Source organism: Nocardioides pyridinolyticus (assembly GCF_054653575.1).
This window is the reverse complement of record NZ_BAAIFY010000035.1, coordinates 1-21,034: the sequence shown is the minus strand read 5'-3', so window position 1 is coordinate 21,034 and position 21,034 is coordinate 1. Positions and strand designations below refer to the sequence as shown.

Annotated in this window: 21 protein-coding genes; 2 read left to right on the top strand and 19 right to left on the bottom strand. The window is 73.3% G+C overall.

Features of this window, described 5'->3' with window-relative positions; genetic code table 11:
* Nucleotides 1-11 precede the first annotated feature (11 nt).
* The 6 genes from ACYQ0U_RS20885 to ACYQ0U_RS20860 all read right to left on the bottom strand — a co-directional run bounded on the left by ACYQ0U_RS20885 (nucleotide 12) and on the right by ACYQ0U_RS20860 (nucleotide 4,200).
* Entirely contained in the window at nucleotides 12-770 is a 759-nt protein-coding gene (locus ACYQ0U_RS20885) for a pseudouridine synthase (RefSeq protein ID WP_459975812.1), read from the bottom strand.
* Nucleotides 767-1,474 carry an SMC-Scp complex subunit ScpB gene (gene scpB / locus ACYQ0U_RS20880; protein ID WP_459975811.1) on the bottom strand — a complete coding sequence of 236 codons (708 nt, stop codon included), beginning with the start codon at nucleotides 1,472-1,474 and terminating at the stop codon, nucleotides 767-769. Before scpB ends, ACYQ0U_RS20885 begins: the two co-directional genes overlap by 4 nt.
* Complete coding sequence (locus tag ACYQ0U_RS20875) at nucleotides 1,458-2,348, bottom strand: segregation and condensation protein A (protein WP_459975810.1); 891 nt, start codon at nucleotides 2,346-2,348, stop codon at nucleotides 1,458-1,460. The genes scpB and ACYQ0U_RS20875 overlap by 17 nt, the downstream gene beginning before the upstream one ends.
* A complete protein-coding gene (locus tag ACYQ0U_RS20870; protein ID WP_459975809.1) occupies nucleotides 2,345-2,695 on the bottom strand; it encodes a hypothetical protein in 351 nt (116 codons plus the stop codon). Before ACYQ0U_RS20870 ends, ACYQ0U_RS20875 begins: the two co-directional genes overlap by 4 nt.
* Nucleotides 2,680-3,693 (bottom strand): ParA family protein, encoded by a 1,014-nt coding sequence (locus tag ACYQ0U_RS20865; protein ID WP_459975808.1) that lies wholly within the window; start codon nucleotides 3,691-3,693, stop codon nucleotides 2,680-2,682. Before ACYQ0U_RS20865 ends, ACYQ0U_RS20870 begins: the two co-directional genes overlap by 16 nt.
* 195 nt (nucleotides 3,694-3,888) lie before the next feature.
* A complete protein-coding gene (locus ACYQ0U_RS20860; protein WP_459975807.1) occupies nucleotides 3,889-4,200 on the bottom strand; it encodes a GNAT family N-acetyltransferase in 312 nt (103 codons plus the stop codon).
* Nucleotides 4,201-4,289: 89 nt separating this feature from the next.
* Between ACYQ0U_RS20860 and ACYQ0U_RS20855 the strand changes: the two genes are divergently transcribed.
* Nucleotides 4,290-5,615 carry a glycosyl hydrolase gene (locus ACYQ0U_RS20855; protein WP_459975806.1) on the top strand — a complete coding sequence of 442 codons (1,326 nt, stop codon included), beginning with the start codon at nucleotides 4,290-4,292 and terminating at the stop codon, nucleotides 5,613-5,615.
* Nucleotides 5,616-5,622: 7 nt separating this feature from the next.
* Here the strand turns inward: ACYQ0U_RS20855 and ACYQ0U_RS20850 are convergent, their stop codons facing one another.
* The 12 genes from ACYQ0U_RS20850 to ACYQ0U_RS20795 all read right to left on the bottom strand — a co-directional run bounded on the left by ACYQ0U_RS20850 (nucleotide 5,623) and on the right by ACYQ0U_RS20795 (nucleotide 19,352).
* Nucleotides 5,623-8,133, bottom strand: a complete 2,511-nt coding sequence (locus tag ACYQ0U_RS20850; RefSeq protein ID WP_459975805.1) for a DEAD/DEAH box helicase — start codon at nucleotides 8,131-8,133, stop codon at nucleotides 5,623-5,625.
* A 6-nt stretch (nucleotides 8,134-8,139) separates the two neighbouring features.
* On the bottom strand, nucleotides 8,140-9,063 hold the full coding sequence (gene xerD, locus ACYQ0U_RS20845) for a site-specific tyrosine recombinase XerD (protein WP_459975821.1): 924 nt from the start codon (nucleotides 9,061-9,063) through the stop codon (nucleotides 8,140-8,142).
* Nucleotides 9,060-10,184, bottom strand: a complete 1,125-nt coding sequence (ald, locus tag ACYQ0U_RS20840) for an alanine dehydrogenase (protein WP_459975804.1) — start codon at nucleotides 10,182-10,184, stop codon at nucleotides 9,060-9,062. Before ald ends, xerD begins: the two co-directional genes overlap by 4 nt.
* A gap of 10 nt (nucleotides 10,185-10,194) precedes the next feature.
* Nucleotides 10,195-10,773, bottom strand: a complete 579-nt coding sequence (locus ACYQ0U_RS20835; protein ID WP_459975803.1) for an NUDIX domain-containing protein — start codon at nucleotides 10,771-10,773, stop codon at nucleotides 10,195-10,197.
* On the bottom strand, nucleotides 10,774-12,468 hold the full coding sequence (pyrG, locus tag ACYQ0U_RS20830) for a CTP synthase (protein WP_459975802.1): 1,695 nt from the start codon (nucleotides 12,466-12,468) through the stop codon (nucleotides 10,774-10,776). It lies immediately after the preceding gene.
* Nucleotides 12,469-12,543: 75 nt separating this feature from the next.
* On the bottom strand, nucleotides 12,544-13,404 hold the full coding sequence (locus ACYQ0U_RS20825) for a copper transporter (RefSeq protein WP_459975801.1): 861 nt from the start codon (nucleotides 13,402-13,404) through the stop codon (nucleotides 12,544-12,546).
* A complete protein-coding gene (gene steA / locus ACYQ0U_RS20820) occupies nucleotides 13,401-14,576 on the bottom strand; it encodes a putative cytokinetic ring protein SteA (protein WP_459975800.1) in 1,176 nt (391 codons plus the stop codon). The genes ACYQ0U_RS20825 and steA overlap by 4 nt, the downstream gene beginning before the upstream one ends.
* Before the next feature lie 58 nt (nucleotides 14,577-14,634).
* Nucleotides 14,635-16,329 carry a DNA repair protein RecN gene (gene recN / locus ACYQ0U_RS20815; RefSeq protein ID WP_459975799.1) on the bottom strand — a complete coding sequence of 565 codons (1,695 nt, stop codon included), beginning with the start codon at nucleotides 16,327-16,329 and terminating at the stop codon, nucleotides 14,635-14,637.
* On the bottom strand, nucleotides 16,322-17,278 hold the full coding sequence (locus tag ACYQ0U_RS20810) for an NAD kinase (protein ID WP_459975798.1): 957 nt from the start codon (nucleotides 17,276-17,278) through the stop codon (nucleotides 16,322-16,324). Before ACYQ0U_RS20810 ends, recN begins: the two co-directional genes overlap by 8 nt.
* On the bottom strand, nucleotides 17,275-18,114 hold the full coding sequence (locus ACYQ0U_RS20805) for a TlyA family RNA methyltransferase (protein WP_459975797.1): 840 nt from the start codon (nucleotides 18,112-18,114) through the stop codon (nucleotides 17,275-17,277). The genes ACYQ0U_RS20810 and ACYQ0U_RS20805 overlap by 4 nt, the downstream gene beginning before the upstream one ends.
* Before the next feature lies 1 nt (nucleotide 18,115).
* Nucleotides 18,116-18,343, bottom strand: coding sequence for a hypothetical protein (locus ACYQ0U_RS20800; protein WP_459975796.1), 228 nt, complete (start codon nucleotides 18,341-18,343; stop codon nucleotides 18,116-18,118).
* Nucleotides 18,344-18,353: 10 nt separating this feature from the next.
* A complete protein-coding gene (locus ACYQ0U_RS20795; protein WP_459975795.1) occupies nucleotides 18,354-19,352 on the bottom strand; it encodes an HAD-IIA family hydrolase in 999 nt (332 codons plus the stop codon).
* Nucleotides 19,353-19,399: 47 nt separating this feature from the next.
* Between ACYQ0U_RS20795 and ACYQ0U_RS20790 the strand changes: the two genes are divergently transcribed.
* Nucleotides 19,400-20,524: a DUF1015 family protein gene (locus tag ACYQ0U_RS20790; protein ID WP_459975794.1), complete on the top strand. Its 1,125-nt coding sequence runs from the start codon at nucleotides 19,400-19,402 to the stop codon at nucleotides 20,522-20,524.
* Here the strand turns inward: ACYQ0U_RS20790 and ACYQ0U_RS20785 are convergent.
* Nucleotides 20,499-20,822, bottom strand: a complete 324-nt coding sequence (locus tag ACYQ0U_RS20785; RefSeq protein WP_459975793.1) for a single-stranded DNA-binding protein — start codon at nucleotides 20,820-20,822, stop codon at nucleotides 20,499-20,501. The two genes, ACYQ0U_RS20790 and ACYQ0U_RS20785, sit on opposite strands and share 26 nt — an antisense overlap.
* Between the last annotated feature and the right edge of the window lie 212 nt (nucleotides 20,823-21,034).

Genomic DNA, 21,034 nt, shown 5'->3' with positions numbered 1-21,034 from the left:
GTACCGCCGGCCTACAGCTGGGCCGCGTCGAGCAGCGCACCCAGCTCGTCGAGCGTGAGCTCGCGCATCTCCCCGGACTGCAGCCGGCCGAGCACGACGGGCCCGATCGCGGTCCGGGTCAGCCGGCGGACCGGGTGGCCGACGTGGTCGAGCAGTCGCCGCACGATCCGGTTGCGTCCCTCGTGGATGACCAGCTCGACGATCGACCGCTGGGCCGACGCCTCCACGATCCGCACCTTCTTCACGGTGACCGGGCCGTCCTCGAGGGTGACCCCCTCGAGCAGCTGCTTGGCGATCCGCCGGTAGACCTCGCCCTCGACCTCGGCGACGTAGGTCTTGTCGACCTCGTACGACGGATGCGCCATGCGCTGCGCGAAGTCCCCGTCGTTGGTGAGGACGATGAGCCCCGAGGTGTCGGTGTCCAGCCGGCCGACGTGGAAGAGCCGCTCGGGACGGTCGGCGACCAGGTCGCCGAGGTTCCGCCGTCCCTCCGGGTCGGACATCGTCGACACGACGCCCCGCGGCTTGTTGAGGACGAGGTAGACCTTCTCCGAGATCGGCGGCAGCCGCTTCCCGTCCACGCGGATCACCGCGGTGCGCGGGTCGACCTTGGTGCCGAGCCGGGTGACGACCTCGCCGTCGACCTCGACCAGCCCGTCGAGCATCAGCTCCTCGCACTTGCGGCGCGAGGCGACGCCCGACTGGGCGAGCAGCTTCTGCAGCCGGATCAGGCCCTCGTCGTCGGTCTCGATCCCACCAGCACCGCTCACGTGGGCTCGGTCCCGCCGTCGGGCTCGGTGCCGTCGCCGGAGTGCGGCGAGTGCGGGTGCTCGGGCTCGGACTCGGGCTCGGCCTCGGGCGCCGTCTCGGTGGCGGCCGGCGCGGCCACCATCTCGGCGAGCTCGTCCTCGAGGTCGTCCATGTCGGGGAGGTACGGCGCCAGCTCGGGCAGCTCGTCGAGCGACTGCACGCCGATCCGCTCGAGGAAGTAGCCGGTCGTGCGGTAGAGGTGGGCGCCGGTCTCGTGGTCCTGGCCGGCCTCCTCGACGAGGCCGCGGGTCAGCAGCGTGCGCATGACGCCGTCGACGTTCACGCCGCGGATCGCCGAGACCCGGGCGCGCGACACCGGCTGCTTGTAGGCGACCACGGCGAGGGTCTCCAGCGCCGCCTGCGTCAGCCGCGCCTGCTGGCCGTCGAGCACGTAGCCCTCCACCACGGCGGCGTACTCGTCGCGGGTGTAGTAGCGCCAGCCGCCGCCGACGTTGCGCAGGTCGAAGCCGCGGCCCTGCTCGGTGTACTCGGTCGCGAGCCCCCGCAGCCCGGTCGCGACCTCCTCGGTCGGGTAGCCGGTGGCCGTCGCCAGCGTGACCTCGTCCAGTGGCTGGTCGGCGACCATGAGCAGCGCCTCCAGCGAGGGCCGCAGCTCGGCCACGGGTACGGCGAGGGTCTCCTGCTCCTCAGTCGTCTCCGTCATCGGACGCCTCCTCCTCGGGTGCTGGCTGTGCTGCGGGCTGTGCTGCGGGCTCCGCGTCGGGCGGTGCCCCGTCGAACTCGTCGGTGATCAGGTCCTCGACGTCCGCGTCGTCGTCGCCGGTCCAGCGGATGGTGAGCTCGCCCAGCGGCGTCATCTGCTCGAACGCCACCGCGCCCTCGCGGAACAGCTCCAGCAGCGACAGGAACCGGGCCACGGTCGTCAGCCGGTCCGGGGAGTCGCCGCACAGGGCGCGGAAGGTCATCGTGCCCTGCCGCTGGAGCCGGTCGACCACGAGGGCGGCCTGCTCGCGCACGCTGACCTTCGCGGCGTGGATGTGGTGCAGCGACAGCTCGAGCACCGGCTTGGGCTCCATCGCCTTGGCCGCGAGCTGGGCGAACTGCTCCAGGCCGATGCCGATGAGCACCTCGGGCAGCAGCCCGGCGAACCGGTCCTCGAGCCCGACCGCACGCGGGTGACGTCGCGACTCGGCGGCCAGGCGCTGCTCCAGCACCGAGGCCACCTGCTTGAACGCCTTGTACTGGAGCAGCCGCGCGAACAGCAGGTCGCGCGCCTCGAGCAGCGCGAGGTCCTCCTCGTCCTCCACGTCGCCCTGCGGCAGCAGCCGCGCGGCCTTCAGGTCGAGCAGGGTGGAGGCGACCAGCAGGAACGACGTCGTCTGCTCGAGGTCCCAGGTGGACCCGCCGGCCTTGACGTGCTCGATGAACTCGTCGGTGACCTTGGAGAGCGAGACCTCGGTGATGTCGAGCTTGTGCTTGGCGATCAGGTTCAGCAGCAGGTCGAAGGGGCCCTCGAAGTTGTCGAGCCGGACCTCGAAGGCGGGAGCGGTCTCCTGTGCTTCCTGCTGGGCGGTCATTCCTCGGTCAATCGTCGCACCAGCGCGCTGCCGTCGCCATGGGCGTCGAAGTCCGCCAGCACCATCGCGATCGCCTCACGCACCAGCCGGCCGCGGTCCACGGCCAGACCGTGGGAGCGGCGCAGCACCAGGCGGGCGTGCTCGAGGTCGAGCAGCTCGTCGGAGGTGACGTAGACCGTCATCTTCTCGTCGTGCCGGACCCGACCGCTCGGCTTCTTCTTCCCGCGTCCGCTCCCCTGCGCGGCCGGCTCCGCGGGCGCCTCCGCGAGCTCCTCCGCGGGTGGCGCGGGAGCGGCGGTCGGGCGGAACAGGTCGTCGGCGGTGGGCAGGCTCACCCGTCGAGACACCGAGCCAGCACCTCCTTGGCCAGCTGCCGGTACGCGTCGGCGCCGGCCGACGTCGAGGCGTACGTCGTGATCGGCTCGCCCGCGACGGTCGAGTCGGAGAACTTCACCGTGCGACGGATGACCGTGTGGAAGACCTGGTCGCCCCACGCCTGCACGAGCCGCTCCATCACCTCGCGGCTGTGCAGCGTCCGGCCGTCGTACATGGTGCCGAGCACGCCGTCGATCTCCAGGCGCGGGTTGAGCCGCTCGCGCACCTTGTCGATGGTGGTCTTGAGCAGGGCCACGCCGCGCAGCGCGAAGTACTCGCACTCCAGCGGGACGATCACGCCGTCGGACGCGGTGAGCGCGTTGACGGTGAGCAGGCCGAGCGAGGGCTGGCAGTCGATGAGGATGACGTCGTACTCCGCCACGGCGGGGCCGAGCACCCGCTGGAGCGTCTGCTCGCGGGCGACCTCGTGGACCAGCTGCACCTCGGCGGCGGAGAGGTCGATGTTCGACGGGAGCAGGTCCATGCCGGGCACCCCGCTGGGCACGACGACCTCGTGGAAGTCCACGTCGCGCTGCATCAGCAGGTTGTAGACGGTCAGCTCCATCTCGTGGGGGTTCAGCCCCAGGCCGACCGACAGCGAGCCCTGGGGGTCGAAGTCGACGAGCAGCACCTTGCGGCCGTACTCGGCCAGGGACGCCCCCAGGTTGATCGTGGTCGTCGTCTTGCCGACGCCGCCCTTCTGGTTGCACATCGAGATGACGCGCGCGTTGCCGTGGGTGGTCAGCGGCTTCGGCTCCGGCAGGTCCGGCATCGGCCGGCCGGTCGGTCCGAGCTCCGCCTTGCCGGCGGGCCGCTCGAAGGGCAGGGCGTCAGCCACGTGGTCCTCTCGCTGGTCGTGCGGGTCGGTCTGGTCGGTCTGGACGGGGACGGGGGTCCGCACGAGCGGTGGCATCTCCCCCGCGGCGCTGCCGGTGGCCGGTGATCCTCCGAAGGTGCCGCCTGCGCTCATCGTCGCTCCCTGTCCCTATGTCGACACAACGACTTGTAGCCGACTCGCGGGCGACTCTAGGGCCGCCCTCCGACAGGGTCCAGCCGAACCCCGAAACCCCCAGCCCCGCACGGAAATCTGTGCATGACGTGTGCAGTCCCGTGACTCCGGTTGCACAGGCGGCGCCGTGCCTGTGCACAGTCCTGTGGAGAGGGGTCAGTCCCGTGCGGTGGTCGTCGGGGCGCCGTACACGAGGTCGGCGTAGTCGGGGTGCTTGTCGATCCACGCCCTGATGAACGGGCACAGCGGCAGCACCTGGCGGGTGCCGCCGGCGCGGACGTCGTCGAGGGCGAAGCGGGCCAGCGCCGATCCGACGCCCCGGCCCTCGAACCGATCGCCGACCTCGGTGTGGGTGAAGACCACGAGGGCGTCGGTGAGCTGGTACTCCGCGAACCCGGCGAGCTCGCCGTCGATGTGGGCCTCGTACCGGCTGGCCTGCGGATTGTGGGAAGTCGTCACCTCGGTCATGCCTCCGACGATAGTCTGGGCCTGTGCGACCACGGGGGGCCGTCAGGGTCTTGCTGGCGGGGTTGCTCACGGGGGGACTGCTCGCTGCCGTGACGACCCCTGGGCAGGCACGCCCCGACCCCCTCTCCCAGACCTCGTCGAAGGCCGGCAGGACGCTCACCGCACGCCTGGCTCCCCCGGTCGTCACCGTCGGCGAGCCGGCCGCGATCGTCGCCCAGCTGTCCACCGCGCAGCCGGGCCGGCCGCTGACCGTCGAGCGCCGCCGGGACAACGGCTCGTGGGCGCCGCTCGCGGAGGCCGGCGCCAACCGCACCGGCCGCGCCGCCGTACGCCTCGACACGAGCACGCCCGGCCCGCAGGTGCTGCGCGTGGTCGCCGAGGCGTGGCGCGGCAAGCCGGCGTCCACCTCGCTCCAGGTCACGCTGCGCGTGCTCACCACCGGGTCCTGCACCCCGCGGGTCGCCCTCGTCGACCCGGACGCCACCACCGCCGCGCGCTGCCTGGCCACCCGCCTGGACCGCTGGAAGGCGGCCGGCCTGATGGGCGTGGGCCAGCAGCTGAACATGTCGAGCGACCAGTACGCCGCGCCGCTGACCGCGCTCGGCGCGCGTCGGGTGAGCGTGGTCGGCTTCGACCTGTGGGAGCTCGGCAAGACCAAGCGCTACGAGTTCCCCTTCTACGACCGCGCGCTGGCCGACCTGGTCGCGATGGCGCAGGACGGCGCGGTGCTGACCGCGTCGTGGCACGCCCCCAACCCGCACACCGGCCGCTCCTACGACGACCGCTCGTGGCACGACCTCGGCGCGCTGCTGCGCGACACCCCCGAGGCCGACGCCTTCTGGGCCGACTTCGACGAGCAGCTCACCGTGCTGGCCGAGCTCCAGGCCGCGGGCGTCCCGGTCGTGTTCCGCCCCTTCCACGAGGTCAACGGCGACTGGTTCTGGTGGGGCCGGCCCAGCGCCTCGACCTTCACGAAGGTCTACGCCGAGCTCCAGGAGCGCGCCTGGGCGGCCGGTGTCCACAACGTCGTCTGGGCCTACTCCTTCAACGCCGTCACGGGCAGCCACATCTCCGACCCCGCCAAGCTGGTCCCCGCCGCCGTCGACCTCGCCGGTCTCGACAGCTACTGGCCCGCCACCGGCAGCCACCGTGGCGACCAGGCGCCGTCGATGGCCGGGTACGCCGCCGTCGCGAAGCGCGTCCCGCGGATGGCCATCACCGAGGTCGGCCCGCTCGCCGACCCTCGGGGCGTCTGGAAGCCGTCGGTGGTCACCTCGGTCGCCCGCGCCCAGAGGAAGCAGCCGGTCTGGGCGCTGCTGTGGGTCGACGACGCCGCGGGCCTCAAGCAGATCTCCTCGCTCACCGGCGGCCCGGCCTGGCTGGACTCCTGCCCGAACGCGTTCTGCGTCCTCTGACGGGAGATCAGCCGCCGAGCCGGCGCATCGCCGTCGTGCGGAGCACCAGCTCGCCGGACTCGTCGGAGGCGTCGAGGTCGACCTCCGCCTCGATCACCCAGTCGTGGTGGCCCTCGGGGTCGTGGAGGGTCTGGGTGACCGTCCACCGGCGACCGGCCTCCTCGACCGCCAGCAGGGAGGGGCCGCGGGCGTCGCCGTCGAGCAGCACCCGGTCGTGCTCGGCGTAGTACTCCTCGATCGCCTCGTCCCAGGCCGAGCGGGTCATCCCCACCTCGGCGGGCGGGTCGGTGCGGTCGGCGGCCGCGCGCTCGAGCGCCATCAGGCCGTCGAGGTCGTCGCGGGCGACCAGCTCGACCCGGCGGAACATCGCGTTGCGGATCATCACCGCGAAGGCCCGGGTCTGCTTCGAGATCGGGCGCGGGGAGGGCGGCTGCTCGTGGTGGGCCACGTCCGGGCGCACGTGGGACGGGTCGGCCAGCGCCTCCCACTCGTCGAGCAGCGAGGAGTCGGTCTGCCGCACGGTCTCCCCCAGCCACTCGACCAGGTCCTCGAGGTCGGGCGTGCGGTGCGACTCGGGCACGGTCTGGCGCAGCGTCCGGTAGGCGTCGGTGAGGTAGCGCAGCACCAGCCCCTCGGACCGCGCCAGCTGGTAGCGCGACACGAAGTCGGTGAAGCTCATCCCCTGCTCGAACATCTCCCGCACGACCGACTTCGGCTGGAGCGCGTCCTCGGGCAGCCACGGGTGGCGTTGGCGATAGATCTCGTACGTCGCCTCCAGCAGCTCCCGCAGCGGCTGCGGCCACGTCACCTCCTCGAGCAGGGCCATCCGCTCGTCGTACTCCAGGCCGTCGGCCTTCATCTCCGCGACCGCCTCGCCCCGGGCGACGTACTGCTGCTGCATCAGCACCTGCCGCGGCCCCTCCAGCACGGCTTCGATCACCGAGACGATGTCGAGGGTGTGCTCCTCCGACTCCGGGTCGAGCACGTCGAGCGCGGCCAGCGCGAAGTGGGCCAGCGGCTGGTTGAGCGCGAAGTCCACCGGCAGGTCGACGGTCAGCACGTAGCGCCGGCCCTGCTCGTCCGGCTGCGCCAGCCGGGTGAGTACGCCGGAGTGCACGAGCGACCGCGCGAGGCGCAGCGCCCGGCGGGCCAGCCGCCGTCGCTGGCGCGGGTCCTCGTGGTTGTCGGTCAGCAGCCGCCGCAGCACCGGGAACGCGTCCTCGTCGCGAGAGATGACGTTGATGAGCATGGCGTTGTCGACCTTCATCCGCGACACCAGCGGCTCGGGCGCGCCGGACACCAGCTTGTCGAAGGTCTGCTCGCTCCAGACGACCGTGCCCTCGGGCGGCTTCTTCAGCTGCGCCTTGGAGTTCTTCTTGCCCGCCGCCACCCGCTCGGCCGCCTTGGCCTTCGCCTTCTCGTTCTCGATGACGTGCTCGGGCGCCTGCACGACGACGTACCCCGCGGTGTCGAAGCCCGCCCGTCCCGCCCGGCCGGCGATCTGGAGGAACTCCCGGGACCGCAGGATCCGCTGCCGGCTGCCGTCGAACTTGGCCAGCCCGGTGAACAGCACGGTCCGGATCGGCACGTTGATGCCGACGCCGAGGGTGTCGGTGCCGCAGATGACGCCGAGCAGGCCGGCCTGGGCGAGCTGCTCCACCAGCCGGCGGTAGCGCGGCAGCATCCCGGCGTGGTGGACGCCGATCCCCCGTCGCAGCAGCTTGTTGAGCGTCTTGCCGAAGCCGGCGCCGAACCGCACGTGGTCCAGCCGCGCGCCGAGGTCGGGCTTGGGGACCCACCCGGCCTTGAGCAGGTTCGTGGCGTGCTCGACCGCGTCCTTCTGCGTGAAGTGGACGACGTAGACGGGTCCCTGCCCGGTCGTCACGAGCTCCTCGAGCGTGTCGGCCAGCGGCGTCATCGCCCACGAGAACGTCAGCGGCACGGGCCGTACGGCGTCCGCCACGACCGTCGTCTCGCGACCGTTGCGCCGGGTGAGGTCGGCCGCGAGGTCCGTGACGTCACCCAGGGTCGCCGACATCAGCAGGAACTGCGCCTGGGGCAGCTCGAGGAGCGGTACCTGCCACGCCCAGCCGCGGTCGGGCTCGGCGTAGAAGTGGAACTCGTCCATGACGACCAGCCCGACGTCGGCCTGCGACCCCTCGCGCAGCGCGATGTTCGCGAGCACCTCGGCGGTGCAGCAGATGATCGGGGCGTCGGGGTTCACCGACGCGTCGCCGGTGAGCATGCCGACGTCCGCGGCGCCGAACTCCTCGACCAGCGCGAAGAACTTCTCGCTCACCAGCGCCTTGATCGGCGCGGTGTAGAACGACACGCGATCCTCGGCCAGCGCGGCCCGGTGCGCGGCCTCGGCCACCAGCGACTTGCCCGACCCCGTCGGCGTCGCCAGCACGACGTTGTCGCCCGCGAGCAGCGCGAGGATCGCCTCCTCCTGGTGCTCGTACAGCTCGAGGCCGCGGGCGGACGCCGCTGCGGTGATCTCGTCGAGGAGGTCGGTCACGAGCCCTCAGTCACGAGCTCGGGGGTGGGCCGTGGCGAAGACCTCGCGCAGGTTGTCGACCGTCACCAGCGTGTAGACCTGCGTGGTCGTGACCGACGCGTGGCCCAGGAGCTCCTGGACGACGCGGACGTCGGCCCCGCCGTCGAGCAGGTGGGTCGCGAACGAGTGCCGCAGCGTGTGCGGCGAGACGTCGCGGGTCACGCCCGCGCGCTCCGCGGCCTTGACCAGCACCGCCCACGCGGACTGGCGCGAGAGGCGGCCGCCGCGGGCGTTGAGGAACAGCGCCGGCGTACCCCGCCCGGCTGCGAGGAGCTCGGCGCGCCCGCGCACGAGGTACGCCTCGACGGCCTCCCGGGCGAAGGACCCGACCGGCACGATCCGCTCCTTGCTGCCCTTGCCGCGCAGCAGGACCGTGCCGTCGACCAGGTCGAGGTCGTCGACGTCGAGGCCGACCGCCTCGGAGATGCGGGCGCCGGTGCCGTAGAGGACCTCCAGGAGCGCCCGGTCCCGCAGCGCCAGCGTCGTCCCCGGCGACCCGGCGGCCTCGAGGATCGCCTCGACGTCGCTGAGGGGCAGCGCCTTGGGGAGCCGCTTGGCCGGCGCCGGCGGCTTCACGCCGCTGGCGGGGTCGATGCTCGCCAGCCCGTCGGCGACCGCGAACTTGTGGAACCCCCGCACGGCCACGACGGTACGCGCCGCGGACGTCGAGCTCAGCGCCGGGTGCTCGGCGTCGCCCTCCCGCAGGCGCACGAGGAACCCGGAGACGGTGGCCTCGCTGACCGAGGCGAGGTCCTCGATCCCCACCTCCGCGAGGTATTCCTGGTAGCGCCGCAGGTCCCGCCGGTACGACGTCAGGGTGTTGGCCGCGAGGCCGCGCTCGACCGAGAGGTGGTCGAGGTAGGTGCGGACTGCGCGCTGCACGTCGTTCAGGCGAGCACTCCGTCCAGGTCCACGCTCTCGATGCCGACTGCCTCGCCCACCGGCCCGTTGGTCAGCCGCCCGGCGTGGGTGTTGAGGCCCAGGGCCAGGGACGGGTCCTCGCGGCAGGCCTGCTGCCAGCCCTTGTCGGCCAACGCGACCACGTAAGGCAGGGTGGCGTTGGTCAGCGCGTAGGTGCTGGTGTTCGGCACCGCACCCGGCATGTTCGCCACGCAGTAGAAGATCGAGCCGTGGACCTCGTAGGTCGGGTCGGAGTGCGTGGTCGCCCGGGTGTCCTCGAAGCAGCCACCCTGGTCGACGGCGATGTCGACCAGCACCGACCCCGGCTTCATCCGCGCCACCAGCTCGTTGGAGACCAGCTTCGGCGCCGCCGCCCCGGGGATCAGCACCGCACCGATCACCAGGTCCGCCTCCACCACCTGCTGCTCGATCGCCAACCTCGACGAGGCCAGGCCGTGCACCCGGTTGTTGTAGCGCCAGAACGACATCCGCAGCTTGTCCAGATCGGTGTCCAACAGCGTCACGTCCGCCCCCATCCCCAGCGCGATGTTCGCCGCATTCTGGCCGCTCACGCCGGCGCCGATGATCACCACCTTCGCGTTCGCCACCCCGCCCACGCCCCCCATCAGCACGCCCCGGCCGCCCTGCGCCTTCATCAGCGAGTACGCGCCGACCTGCGGAGCCAGACAGCCCGCCACCTCCGACATCGGGTACAGCAACGGCAGCCCACCCGAGGGCAGCTGCACCGTCTCGTAGGCAATGCCCGTGACCTGGCGCCTCAACAGCTCCTCGGTCAACGGCCGGTCCGCCGCCAGATGCAGATAGGTGAACAGCGTCAGCCCCTCCCGCATCCGGCGGTACTCCTCCGCCACCGGCTCCTTGACCTTCAGCACGAGGTCGACGCCGCCGTCGGTGCCCCACGCCTCCTCGGCGGTCGCGACGATGGTCGCTCCGGCACCGGCGTACTCCTCGTCGGGGACCTGGGATCCGAGGCCCGCGCCGGTCTCGATGAGGACCTCGTGACCGTGGGCCACCAGCTCGTGCACCCCGATCGGGGTGATCGCCACCCGGTACTCGTGGTCCTTGACTTCCTTCGGAACCCCGACCTTCATGCGCTCGAGACTAGCGCTCCCGCGCCTCCGCGGTCAGCAGCGCGAGCGCCAGGTGCGCGTCGCGCACGTGTCCGGCGAGCACCGCCTCGCGGAGCTCGGCCCGCGGCACCCAGCCGATCTCCATCTCGGCCTCCTCGTGCTCGAGCTCGAAGTCGCCGCGGGCGACCTCGGTCAGCCCGCGGGCGAGGAAGAAGTGGGAGGTCTCGCCGATGATGCCCGCCGAGGAGTACGCCGACAGCAGGTGCGTCCACTCGGCGGCCTCGTAGCCGCCCTCCTCGACCAGCTCGCGGCGGGCGACCTCGATCGGCTCCTCACCGTCGACGTCGAGCAGGCCGGCCGGCAGCTGGACCAGCCGCTGGCCGATCGCGTGGCGGTACTGCCACAGGCACAGCACGCGGTCCTCGTCGTCGATCGCGAGCACGATCGCGGCGCCCGGGTGCTCGACCACCAGCCGGGAGAACGGCTCCTCCTCGGGGTGGCCGGGGCGCTGCACCGCGTCCTCGCGCAGCCTCACCACCCAGCCGCCGTCGTAGCGGTACGACGAGGAGCGGACCGGCCACTCCTCGGGACGGTCCGCGAGGTCGGGCACTCAGTCGTCCTCGGGCTCGGGCTCGCGGCGCAGGCCGGACTCGTCGATCGGGAACCGCAGCTCCTTCTGCCGCTCGATGGCCGCTCCGACCAGGCCCGCGAACAACGGGTGCGGGCGGGTCGGGCGCGAGCGCAGCTCGGGGTGGGCCTGGGTCGCGATGTAGTACGGGTGGACGTCGCGCGGGAGCTCGACGAACTCGACCAGGGTGTTGTCCGGCGAGGTGCCGGAGAACACCAGGCCGGCCGCCTCGAGCGGGTCGCGGTAGCTGTTGTTCACCTCGTAGCGGTGCCGGTGCCGCTCGTCGATCTGGGCGGCGCCGTACACCTCCCGGGCGATGGAGCCCTCCTTGAGCGCGGCCGGGTAGAGGCCGAGCCGCATGGTGCCGCCGAGGTCGCCGGCCCCCTCGACGAAGGCGACCTGCTCGGCCATGGTCGCGATCACGGGCTCCGGGGTGTCCGGGTCGAACTCCGTCGAGCCGGCCTTCTCCAGGCCGAGCATCGTGCGGGAGTACTCGATCACCATGCACTGGAGGCCCAGGCACAGGCCGAGCGTCGGGATGCCGTGGGTGCGGGCGTAGGTGAGCGCGCCGAGCTTGCCCTCGATGCCGCGGACGCCGAAGCCGCCGGGGACGCAGATCGCGTCGACGTCCTGGAGGTTCCTGGCGGCACCGGCCGTGGTCTGGCACTCGTCGGAGGCGACCCAGCGCAGGTGCACCTTGGCCTCGTGGGCGAAGCCGCCGGCGCGCAGCGCCTCGGCGACCGAGAGGTAGGCGTCGGGCAGGTCGACGTACTTGCCGACCAGCGCGACCGTGACCTCCTCCTTGGGGTGGTGCACCCGGCGGAGCAGGTCGTCCCAGACGGTCCAGTCGACGTCGCGGAACGGCAGGTCCAGGCGGCGCACGAGGTAGGCGTCGAGGCCCTCACGGTGCAGCACCTTGGGGATGTCGTAGATCGACGGCGCGTCGGCCGCAGTGACGACGGCGTCCTGGTCGACGTCGCACATCAGCGAGATCTTCTTCTTGATCGACGCCGGCAGCTCGCGGTCGGCGCGGCAGACGACCGCGTCGGGCTGGATGCCGACCTGGCGCAGGGCGGCGACGGAGTGCTGGGTGGGCTTGGTCTTCAGCTCGCCGGACGGGCCGATGTAGGGCACCAGCGACACGTGGAGGAAGAAGCAGTTGTCGCGGCCGATGTCGTGCCGGGTCTGGCGGGCGGCCTCGAGGAACGGCAGCGACTCGATGTCGCCGACCGTGCCGCCGATCTCGGTGATCACCACGTCGACGTCCGGACCGCCCATCGCGAGGATCCGGTCCTTGATCTCGTTGGTGATGTGCGGGATCACCTGGACGGTGTCGCCGAGGTAGTCGCCGCGCCGCTCCTTGGCGATCACGCTGGAGTAGACCTGGCCGGTCGTGACGTTCGCGATCTGGCCGAGGTCGGTGTCCAGGAACCGCTCGTAGTGCCCGATGTCGAGGTCGGTCTCCGCGCCGTCGTTGGTGACGAACACCTCGCCGTGCTGGAACGGGTTCATCGTCCCCGGGTCCACGTTGAGGTACGGATCGAGCTTCTGCATGGTCACGCGCAGACCACGCGCCTTGAGGAGGCTGCCGAGGCTGGACGCCGTCAGGCCCTTCCCGAGCGAGGAGGCGACGCCTCCGGTCACGAACACGTGCTTGGTCGGCGTCCCACTACTCACGGAACTCCATCCTACGGGATCCGTGGCCCGGAACCGCTTCGGCGCGCGGCCGGCGGGTTCCGGCGCCAGGTGCCGTCAGGCGACCGGGACGGGTCCGTCCGATCCCGACGCACCGAAGGACCCGCCCTGGACCGAGAGCGACCGGATCAGGGCCAGCGTGGCGGTCACCTGGCCCAGCGGCGTGTCGGCCCCGTCGACGGTGGCGGCGCGGTCGGCGTCGCCGTCCGAGCGGAGCGCCGCGAGGCCGCCCTCGCCGGCCGCGGACGCGGTGTCCCCGGCCACGACCACGCCGGTCGCCCGGTCGGCCAGCCCGGCCACGACCCCGGAGAGGATCGCCGGGTCGGTCTCGTCGCCGAGCACCACGAGCACGAGGGGAGCCCGGACCGCGCTCTCGGGCGAGGACAGCAGCTCCGCACCCGCCAGGCTCTGCCGGACCGCGGCGGCGTCGGAGCTCGGGATGTCGCCCGAGACCGCGAGCCCGACCAGCTGGCCGATCCGCTGGTAGGTCGGCGCGTCCGCGCTCACCGCGCCGTCGGAGAGCTGCTGGGCGAGCTGGCTGCCCAGGGTGTCGACCAGCGACTTCTCCGACACGTCGGTCAGCGCGTCCTGCACCTCGTAGGTGCCGGCCACCGCTGCCCCGGCGGTCTCCACCTGGGCGCCGAGCGCACTGACGACGTCGGGGTCGGCACCGGGCAGCACGACGACCGAGACGTCCCGGTCCTCCAGCCCGTCGGCGTACAGCGCCTCGGCGCCGGCGGCCGCGAACCGGTCGCCGTACGACACCGCCCGGTCGGACGTGCGCTCCTTCGTGGTGGCGGAGGCGGGCCGGTCGTCGCGGCCCAGGTCGCTCAACGGACCTCCGCCGAGGACGACCCCGACGGCGAGCGCCAGGAAGACGGCGACGAGCGAGACGATGTGGTGGCGGAACGAGATCACTTCAGCAGTCCTTGCAGGGCGTCGGTCAGGGAGTCGAGCCAGTCCTGGCCGACCGGCGTGACGGCGATGGCGGCGGCCAGGGCGACCAGCCCGGCGATCAGCACCACGAGCACGTGCCAGGGTCGGACCCGGCCCGAGTAGAGGTACGGGACGGCGGTCGCGTCGACCAGTCGCGGCCCGACCTTGAGGCGGGTGAGGTAGGTGCTGGCCAGCCCGGAGTGCTGGCGGTCGAGGAACTCCTCGAGCGTGGCGTGCATCCCGACCCCGACGATCACCGCGGCCTCCCCCGCGTCCGCCAGGATCAGCCCGGCGTCCTCAGGGGTGGCGGCGGACTCGAACCGCTTCGGGCGTACGCCGAGCCGCTCGATCGAGTCGACCTGCGACCGGTCCGCGCCGCGGTCGACGCGCACGACGACGTCGCGGGCCGAGCGCAGCGTCTTCGCCGACGGCAGCTCGGCGTCCTCGGCCCGGGCGTCGACCACCACGACGTCCGGATTGAAGCCGGCCGCGCGCAGCACCTCCGCCCCGGCACCGACGCCGACGAGCACGGGGTGCTGCTCGCGCAGGAACGGCCTGATCCGGGCCAGCTCCTGCTCGTGCTCGTGGCCACGGACGACCACGACGACCGGGCGGCCGGCGATCCGGGTGTCGAGCCGCGGGACGCCGAGGCCGTGCAGCAGGAGGTCCTGCTCGCGGCGCAGGAACTCGGTGCTGTTGTGGGTGAAGGTCTCCAGTTGGGTGACCAGCCCGGTGCGGGCCCGGTCCAGCTCGGCCGCGACGGTCGCCGCGTCGACCTCCCGGCCGCGGGCCACGACCTCCTCGCCGGCGTACACGACGCCCTCGTGGAGCCGGACGCCCCGACCCTCCCCGATCGCGCCGAGCGCGGCCACGCCGACGCCGTCGACGAGCAGCACGCCCGCCTCGACCAGCAGCTGCGGGCCGAGGTTGGGGTAGCGGCCGGAGATCATCGGCGCGGCGTTGACGACCGCGACGACGTCGGCGTCGACCAGCGCCTGCGCGGTCGCGCGGTCCATGTCGACGTGCTCGACGACGGCGACGTCACCCGGGCGCAGGCGGGGCAGCAGCGCGCGGGTCCGTCGTTCGACGCGCGCGGTGCCCACCAGGCCGGGGAGGCCGACGGCGTTGCGTGGGCGTACGGAGTTCCTCAGCACTGGCCCCATGCTGCCAAAGCGGGCCGGCCGATCCGCGGACCGCGGGATACCGGGCGCGTCAGCGCGCGGAGCGCGCCTCCTGGGCCACGTCGAGCAGCTCGCGGGCGTGCGCGATCGCGGTGTCGGAGTCGGCGAGCCCGGCCATCATCCGCGACAGCTCCCGCTCGCGCTGCTCGTCGTCGAGCACGGTCAGGCCCGAGCTGGTGACGGTGCCGTCGGAGGACTTCTCGACCACGACGTGGCGGTCGGCGTACGCCGCGACCTGGGGCAGGTGCGTGACGACGAGCACCTGCGCGGTCCGGGCCAGCTGGGCCAGCCGGCGGCCGACCTCGACCGCCGCGGCCCCGCCGACGCCGGCGTCGACCTCGTCGAAGACGAACGTCGGGACCGGGCTCGTCCCGGCCAGCGCGACCTCGAGCGCGAGCATGACGCGGGACAGCTCGCCGCCGGACGCGCCCTTGGCCAGCGCCCGCGGCTCGGACCCGGTGTTGGCCGCGAGCATCAGCTCGACCTCGTCCGCGCCGGAGGCGGTGTACTGGCCCTTCGGCCGGACCTCGACGGTCAGGCGCGCGTGCGGCATCGCGAGCAGCGCGAGCTCGGCGGTGACCTCCTGCCCGAGCCGCCCCGCGGCCTCGGTGCGCGCGGCCGTGAGTGCGGCGGCCGCGGCCTCGCGGTCGCGGGTCAGCACCGCCTGCTCGGCGCGCAACTGCTCGATCCGCTCGTCGGTGCCGTCGAGGTCGAGCAGCCGGGTCGCGGAGCGCTCCGCCCAGGCCAGCACCTCATCGATCGTCTCGCCGTACTTGCGGGTCAGCGCGGTCAGCGCCGCCCGGCGCTCGGACACCGCCGCCAGCCGTGCCGGGTCGGTGTCGACGCGGGCGGCGTAGGACGCGACATCCGCGGCCAGGTCGGACAGCAGGTAGGTGATCTCGGCCAGCCGGTCGGCCAGCTCGCCCGCCTCGGCGTCGTGCTCGCGGACGCCGTCCAGCAGGCCGCGCGCGGCCGACGTGGTCGCCAGCGCGTCGGGGTCGCCCTGCTCGCTGGAGAGCGCCTCCCGGGCCTGCTCGGCCGCGGTGCGGAGCGTGTCGGCGAACCCCAGCCGCGACTCCTCGGCCGCGAGCGTGGTGTCCTCCCCCGGCTCCGGTGCGACGGCCTCGATCTCGCCGAGCCCGAACCGCAGCAGGTCGGCCTCCTGCGCGCGCTCCCGCGCGTGCGCCACCACCTCGTCCAGCTCGCGCTCGACCGCCTCGAGCCGGTGGTGGAGGTCGGCGTACGCCGCCAGCAGCGTCGCCAGCGTCTCGCCCCCGAACCGGTCCAGCGCCTCGCGCTGGGCCTGCGCCCGGAGCAGCCGGTGCTGGTCGGACTGGCCGTGCACCGCCACGAGCGGCTCGGCGACGCCCGCCAGCGACGAGACCGGCACGGAGGCGCCGCCGACGAACGCCCGCGAACGGCCCTCCGCCGACACGTTGCGCGCCAGCACCACCCGGTCGTCCTCGACCTCGCCGCCGACCTCCTCGACCGCGGCCGCGAACGCGGCCAGGTCGCCGACCCGCACCACGCCCTCGACCCGGGCGGTCTTCGCGCCGGTGCGCACCGCGCCGCTGTCGGCGCGGCCGCCGAGCAGCAGGCCGAGCGCGGTCACGATCATCGTCTTGCCCGCGCCGGTCTCACCGGTGATCACGGTCAGCCCCGGGCCGAGCGCCAGCGTGGAGGAGTCGATCACGCCGAGCTGGCCGATCCGGATCTCCTCAAGCATCGTCGGACCCCTGGGCGATCCGGCGCCGGCGCTCGGTGGAGCCGCGCCAGCCCTCGACCGACAGTCCGAACTTGGCCACCAGCCGGTCGGTGAACGGCGCCTCGTGCAGCCGCACCAGCCGCACCGGGGTCGCCCCGCGGCGCACCTCGATCCGCGCACCCGGCGGCAGGTCGAACGCGCGCCGCCCGTCGGCCCACAGCACGCCGTACCCGTCGGTGCGGGCGAGCACCTCGACCGCCAGGGCCGACGTGGGCGCGACGACGAGCGGGCGCGCGAACAGCGCGTGCGCGCTGATCGGCACCATCAGCAGGGCCTCGACGCCCGGCCACACGATCGGGCCGCCGGCGCTGAAGTTGTACGCCGTCGAGCCGGTCGGCGTCGCGCAGACCACGCCGTCGCAGCCCCACCGCGACAGCGGCCGCCCGTCGACCTCGACGACCACCTCGATCATCCGCTCGCGCGCGGCCTTCTCGACGCTCGCCTCGTTGAGCGCCCACGTGCGCGCGACGACCTCGCCGTCGCGGTGCACGGTGACGTCGAGCGTGAGCCGGTCCTCGATCGTGTAGCGCCGGTCGACGATCGCCTCCATCGTCGACTCCAGGTCCTCGTACTCCGCCTCGGCCAGGAACCCCACGTGCCCGAGGTTCACCCCCAGCACCGGGGTGCCGGAGCCGTGGGTCAGCTCGGCCGCCCGCAGGATGGTCCCGTCGCCGCCGATCACCACGACCAGCTCACAGTCCTCGCTCACCTCCTCGCCGACGACCTCGATCGCGCCGTCCGTCGCGGCGAGCCCGAGGTCGGCGGCCTCGGTCCGGAGCAGGCGGACCAGCAGCCCCTGCGCCGTCAGCGCCTTCGCGAAGGCACGGGCCACCTCGCGGGCGTCGTCGCGGCCGGTGTGGGCGACGAGAAGCACGCGCCGGGTCGGCGTCGCCGGGTCGGGGCTGGTCACGTCTCCACCTTCTCACCCGCCGCCCCCGGTGGCGCGGCGGCGCGCACCGAGGTGTGGATGGCGTCCTCGTCGAGGGTCGCCGGGCCCTGGCGCAACCACAGGAAGAACTCCACGTTCCCGGACGGCCCCGGCAGCGGGCTGGTCGCCACCATGTGCGCACCCCAGCCCCTCCGCGCCGCGGCGGCGGCCACCTTGGCCACCATCTCCGCACGCAGCGCCGGGTCCCGCACGACCCCGCCCTTGCCGAGCCGCTCCTTGCCGACCTCGAACTGGGGCTTGACCATCAGCGCCAGGTCGCCGTCGGGCGCGGTCACGTCCAGAAGCGCGTCGAGCACGAGCTCGAGGGAGATGAAGGACAGGTCGCCCACCACCACGTCCACCGGGCCGTCGGTGATCTCGGTCGTGAGCTCGCGGACGTTGACGCGGTCACGCACCAGCACCCGCTCGTCGGACTGGAGCTTCCAGGCCAGCTGGCCGTAGCCGACGTCGACCGCGACCACCTCGGCGGCACCGTGGCGCAGCAGCACGTCGGTGAACCCGCCCGTGGACGCGCCCGCGTCCAGGCAGCGCCGCCCCTCGACCACGAAGCCCTCCGGCTCGAACGCCGCCAGTGCCCCGGCGAGCTTGTGCCCGCCCCGGGAGACGTACTCGGGACGGTCCGGGTCGGTCGCCACCACGATCGCGACGTCCGTGGTCACGCCCGTCGCCGGCTTGGTCGCCACGGCACCGGACACGGTCACCCGCTTCTGGGCGATCAGCTCGCTGGCGTGCTCCCGGGACCGGGCCAGTCCCCTGCGGACCAGCTCGGCGTCCAGGCGTAGCCGTCGTGGCGGCACGTCAGGCCGGGTCGTCGTCCGTCGCGTCCAGCGCGCGGCGGAGACGGTCGTGCGCGGTCTCGAACACGCCCACGTGCTCCTCCAGCGGACGCTCCTCGAGCTCCTCGACGGCGGTGATCACCTCGTCGACGCCGGACACCCCCGTCCGGACGCGCTCCGGCTCCGGCGGCACCGTCTCGGGCGCTCCGGGGTCCTCCGCCGGGGTCGGGAACTCGGGGTCCTCACTCATGCCCCCGAGGCTATCGCGGAGGCGCCTGCACCCCGGACACCTCCACCGGTTCCCCGGTCGCGTCCAGGTGCGCCCACGCGCACGCGGCGACCACCCGCCACCAGTCGTCGGGGGCGCCGTCGCCCGCCACCTCGAGGCGCCCATCGCTCGCGCGCGCCCGCCAGCCCCCGAGGACGAACCAGCCGGCGGCCTCCTCCGGCACCCCGTGCGACTCCGCCAGGCCGGCGAGGTCGCGCGCGACGTACGTCGGACGGAGCTGCTCCGGCGCCGCCACCAGGTCGACCAGGCCGGTCACACCGGTGAGCACCAGCAGCGAGTCGATGCCGGCCCGGTGGGCGCCCTCGATGTCGGTGTCGAGACGGTCGCCGACCATCAGCGGGCGCTGCCCGCCGACCCGGCGCACGGTCTCGTCGAGCAGCGGTCGCTCCGGCTTGCCCGCCACCACGGGGTCCACGCCCGCGAAGCGGCGCAGCATCTCGACCTGCACGCCGTGTCCGGGAGCCACGCCGAACGCCGTCGGGAAGGTCGCGTCGGTGTTGCTCGCCACCCAGGGCAGCCCGTCCCTGATCCGGACGGCCGCGCGCATGATCGCCGACCACCGCACGTCCGGCCCGTAGCCGGTGCAGATCGCCACCGCGTCGTCCTCGGCCCCGACCGGCTCCACCCCGGCCGCCGCGAGTGCCGCGCGCAGACCGTCGGCACCCAGGCACACCACGCGCGCCCCCGCCCCGAACCGCTCCGCGACCAGGCGTGCCGCCGCCTGCGCGGAGGTCACGACGTCGGCCGCGGTCGCCTCCACGCCGAGCTCTCGCAGGTGCTCGGCGACCAGCTCCGGCGGTCGCGAAGCGTTGTTGGTGATGAACGCGAGCCGCAGTCCGCCGGCCCGCGCCTTCGCCAGGTGCTCCGGCGCGCCGGGAACGGCGTGGCCGCCCACGTAGACGACCCCGTCGAGGTCCAGCATCGCGAGGTCGTAGGCGCGGCACAGGGCCTGGTCAGACGAGCCGAGCACGTATGCCTCCTGACGGTACGGACGTGCTCGCACCCTACGATGCTCCGATGGACGCCGGCGCCCTGGTCCCCCCGCCCCATGTGGCGCGACCGCTCCGGCTGCTGCCCTTTCGCGGCCTCTCCCTCGCCGCGGGCCGGATCGGTGCGGCCTCGTCGGTCCGGGCGTTCACCCGGCCCTACCGAGACGTCAGCGAGCGGCTGCGGCGGTGGGAGCGCAAGGGCCAGCTCGCCCGCGACGAGCAGCCCGGCCTGTACCTGCACGAGTACACGACCGGCGGGATCACCGTCCGCGGACTCGTGGGCGCGCTCGACATCAGCCGGCGGGCCGCGAGCCGCGAGGACGTGGCCGTGCTGCCGCACGAGGGCATCCATCCCGCCCAGGCCGGCGAGCTGGCCGCCCGCATGAGCGAGATGCAGGTCAACCCCGCCCCGATCCTGCTGGTGCACCGCGGGTCGCCAACGGTGCGCGACCTGCTCGACACCGTCCAGCAGCGCCCGCCATTGCGTGCCTTCACCGACCGCGGCGACCAGCAGCACCAGGTGTGGGCGATCACCGACCCGGCCGAGATCCGGGTGATCGACGACGCCCTGGCCCCTGCCACGGCGCTCATCGCCGACGGCCACCATCGGTACGCCGCCTACCTGCAGTTGCAGCGCAAGGACCCACGGCCGGCCACCGACGCCGGGCTCGCGATGCTGGTCGACCAGGACGACACCCCGCTCTACCTGGGGCCGATCCACCGGGCCCTGGGCGGCATCGCGCTCGCGGACCTCGAGCGTGCCGCTTCCGCCGTCGGCGCCCACTGGCGCACCGCCGGGGCGCGTCCCGCGGTGGCCGCTCTCGCTCCCGACCGGTTGGTGGTCAGCGACGGCACCCGGTGGGCCACGCTCCGGATCGAGCTGCCCCCGGACCGGGTCGCCGTCGAGGTGCTTCACGAGCTGGTCATCCCGGCGATCGAGCGCCGGCCCACGCGCATGGCCTACCACCACACCGTGGACGACGCGCTCCAGGACCTCGCGAAGCGTCATGGCGTCGCCGTCCTGATGCCGGCACCGGACTTCGGCCAGGTGCTGGCCACATGCGCGGCGGACCGGCTCTTGCCGGAGAAGGCCACGTCGTTCCAGCCCAAGCCCAACGTCGGCGTCCTCATCCGCTCATTGCGCGACGAATGACCTTGCCAGAGGTCATCTCGACCTCCACCCGCGACGCGACCGCGCCCCCGGCCCGGAAGAAGCGCCGGTGCAACTCACCGGTCACCTCGACCACGTCGTCGGCCGCCCAGCCGCTCACCGACCTGCGCGCCCGGCCCGACCAGGCGGCGCACTCGATCGCGTCCACGGTCTGACGCGACCTGCCGGCGCTCCGCCGGCGGGGCACCACCACGCGGAACGTCCAGACCGAGTCGCCGCTGGGGAGCAGCCTTTCCTCGGGCCCCTGGGAGAGCCGGCCGATCAACCGGACCTGGTTCATCGAACTGTCCTTCGAGGCCGTCCTCGCCTCGGTCTTCGGTGCGGACATCGCACATCACCTCCGAGCAGCAGGCTCCGCGAACGGTCCGACATCTTCGGGTCGGCGCAGCGGTGCCTGTGCACGAGCGCGCGGGAAGGGCCGCCTGTGAAGAAAAACGGGCTGAAATGCCGAGCAGGGCCACCCTCGATGAGGGGTGACCCTGCTGGCAAAGT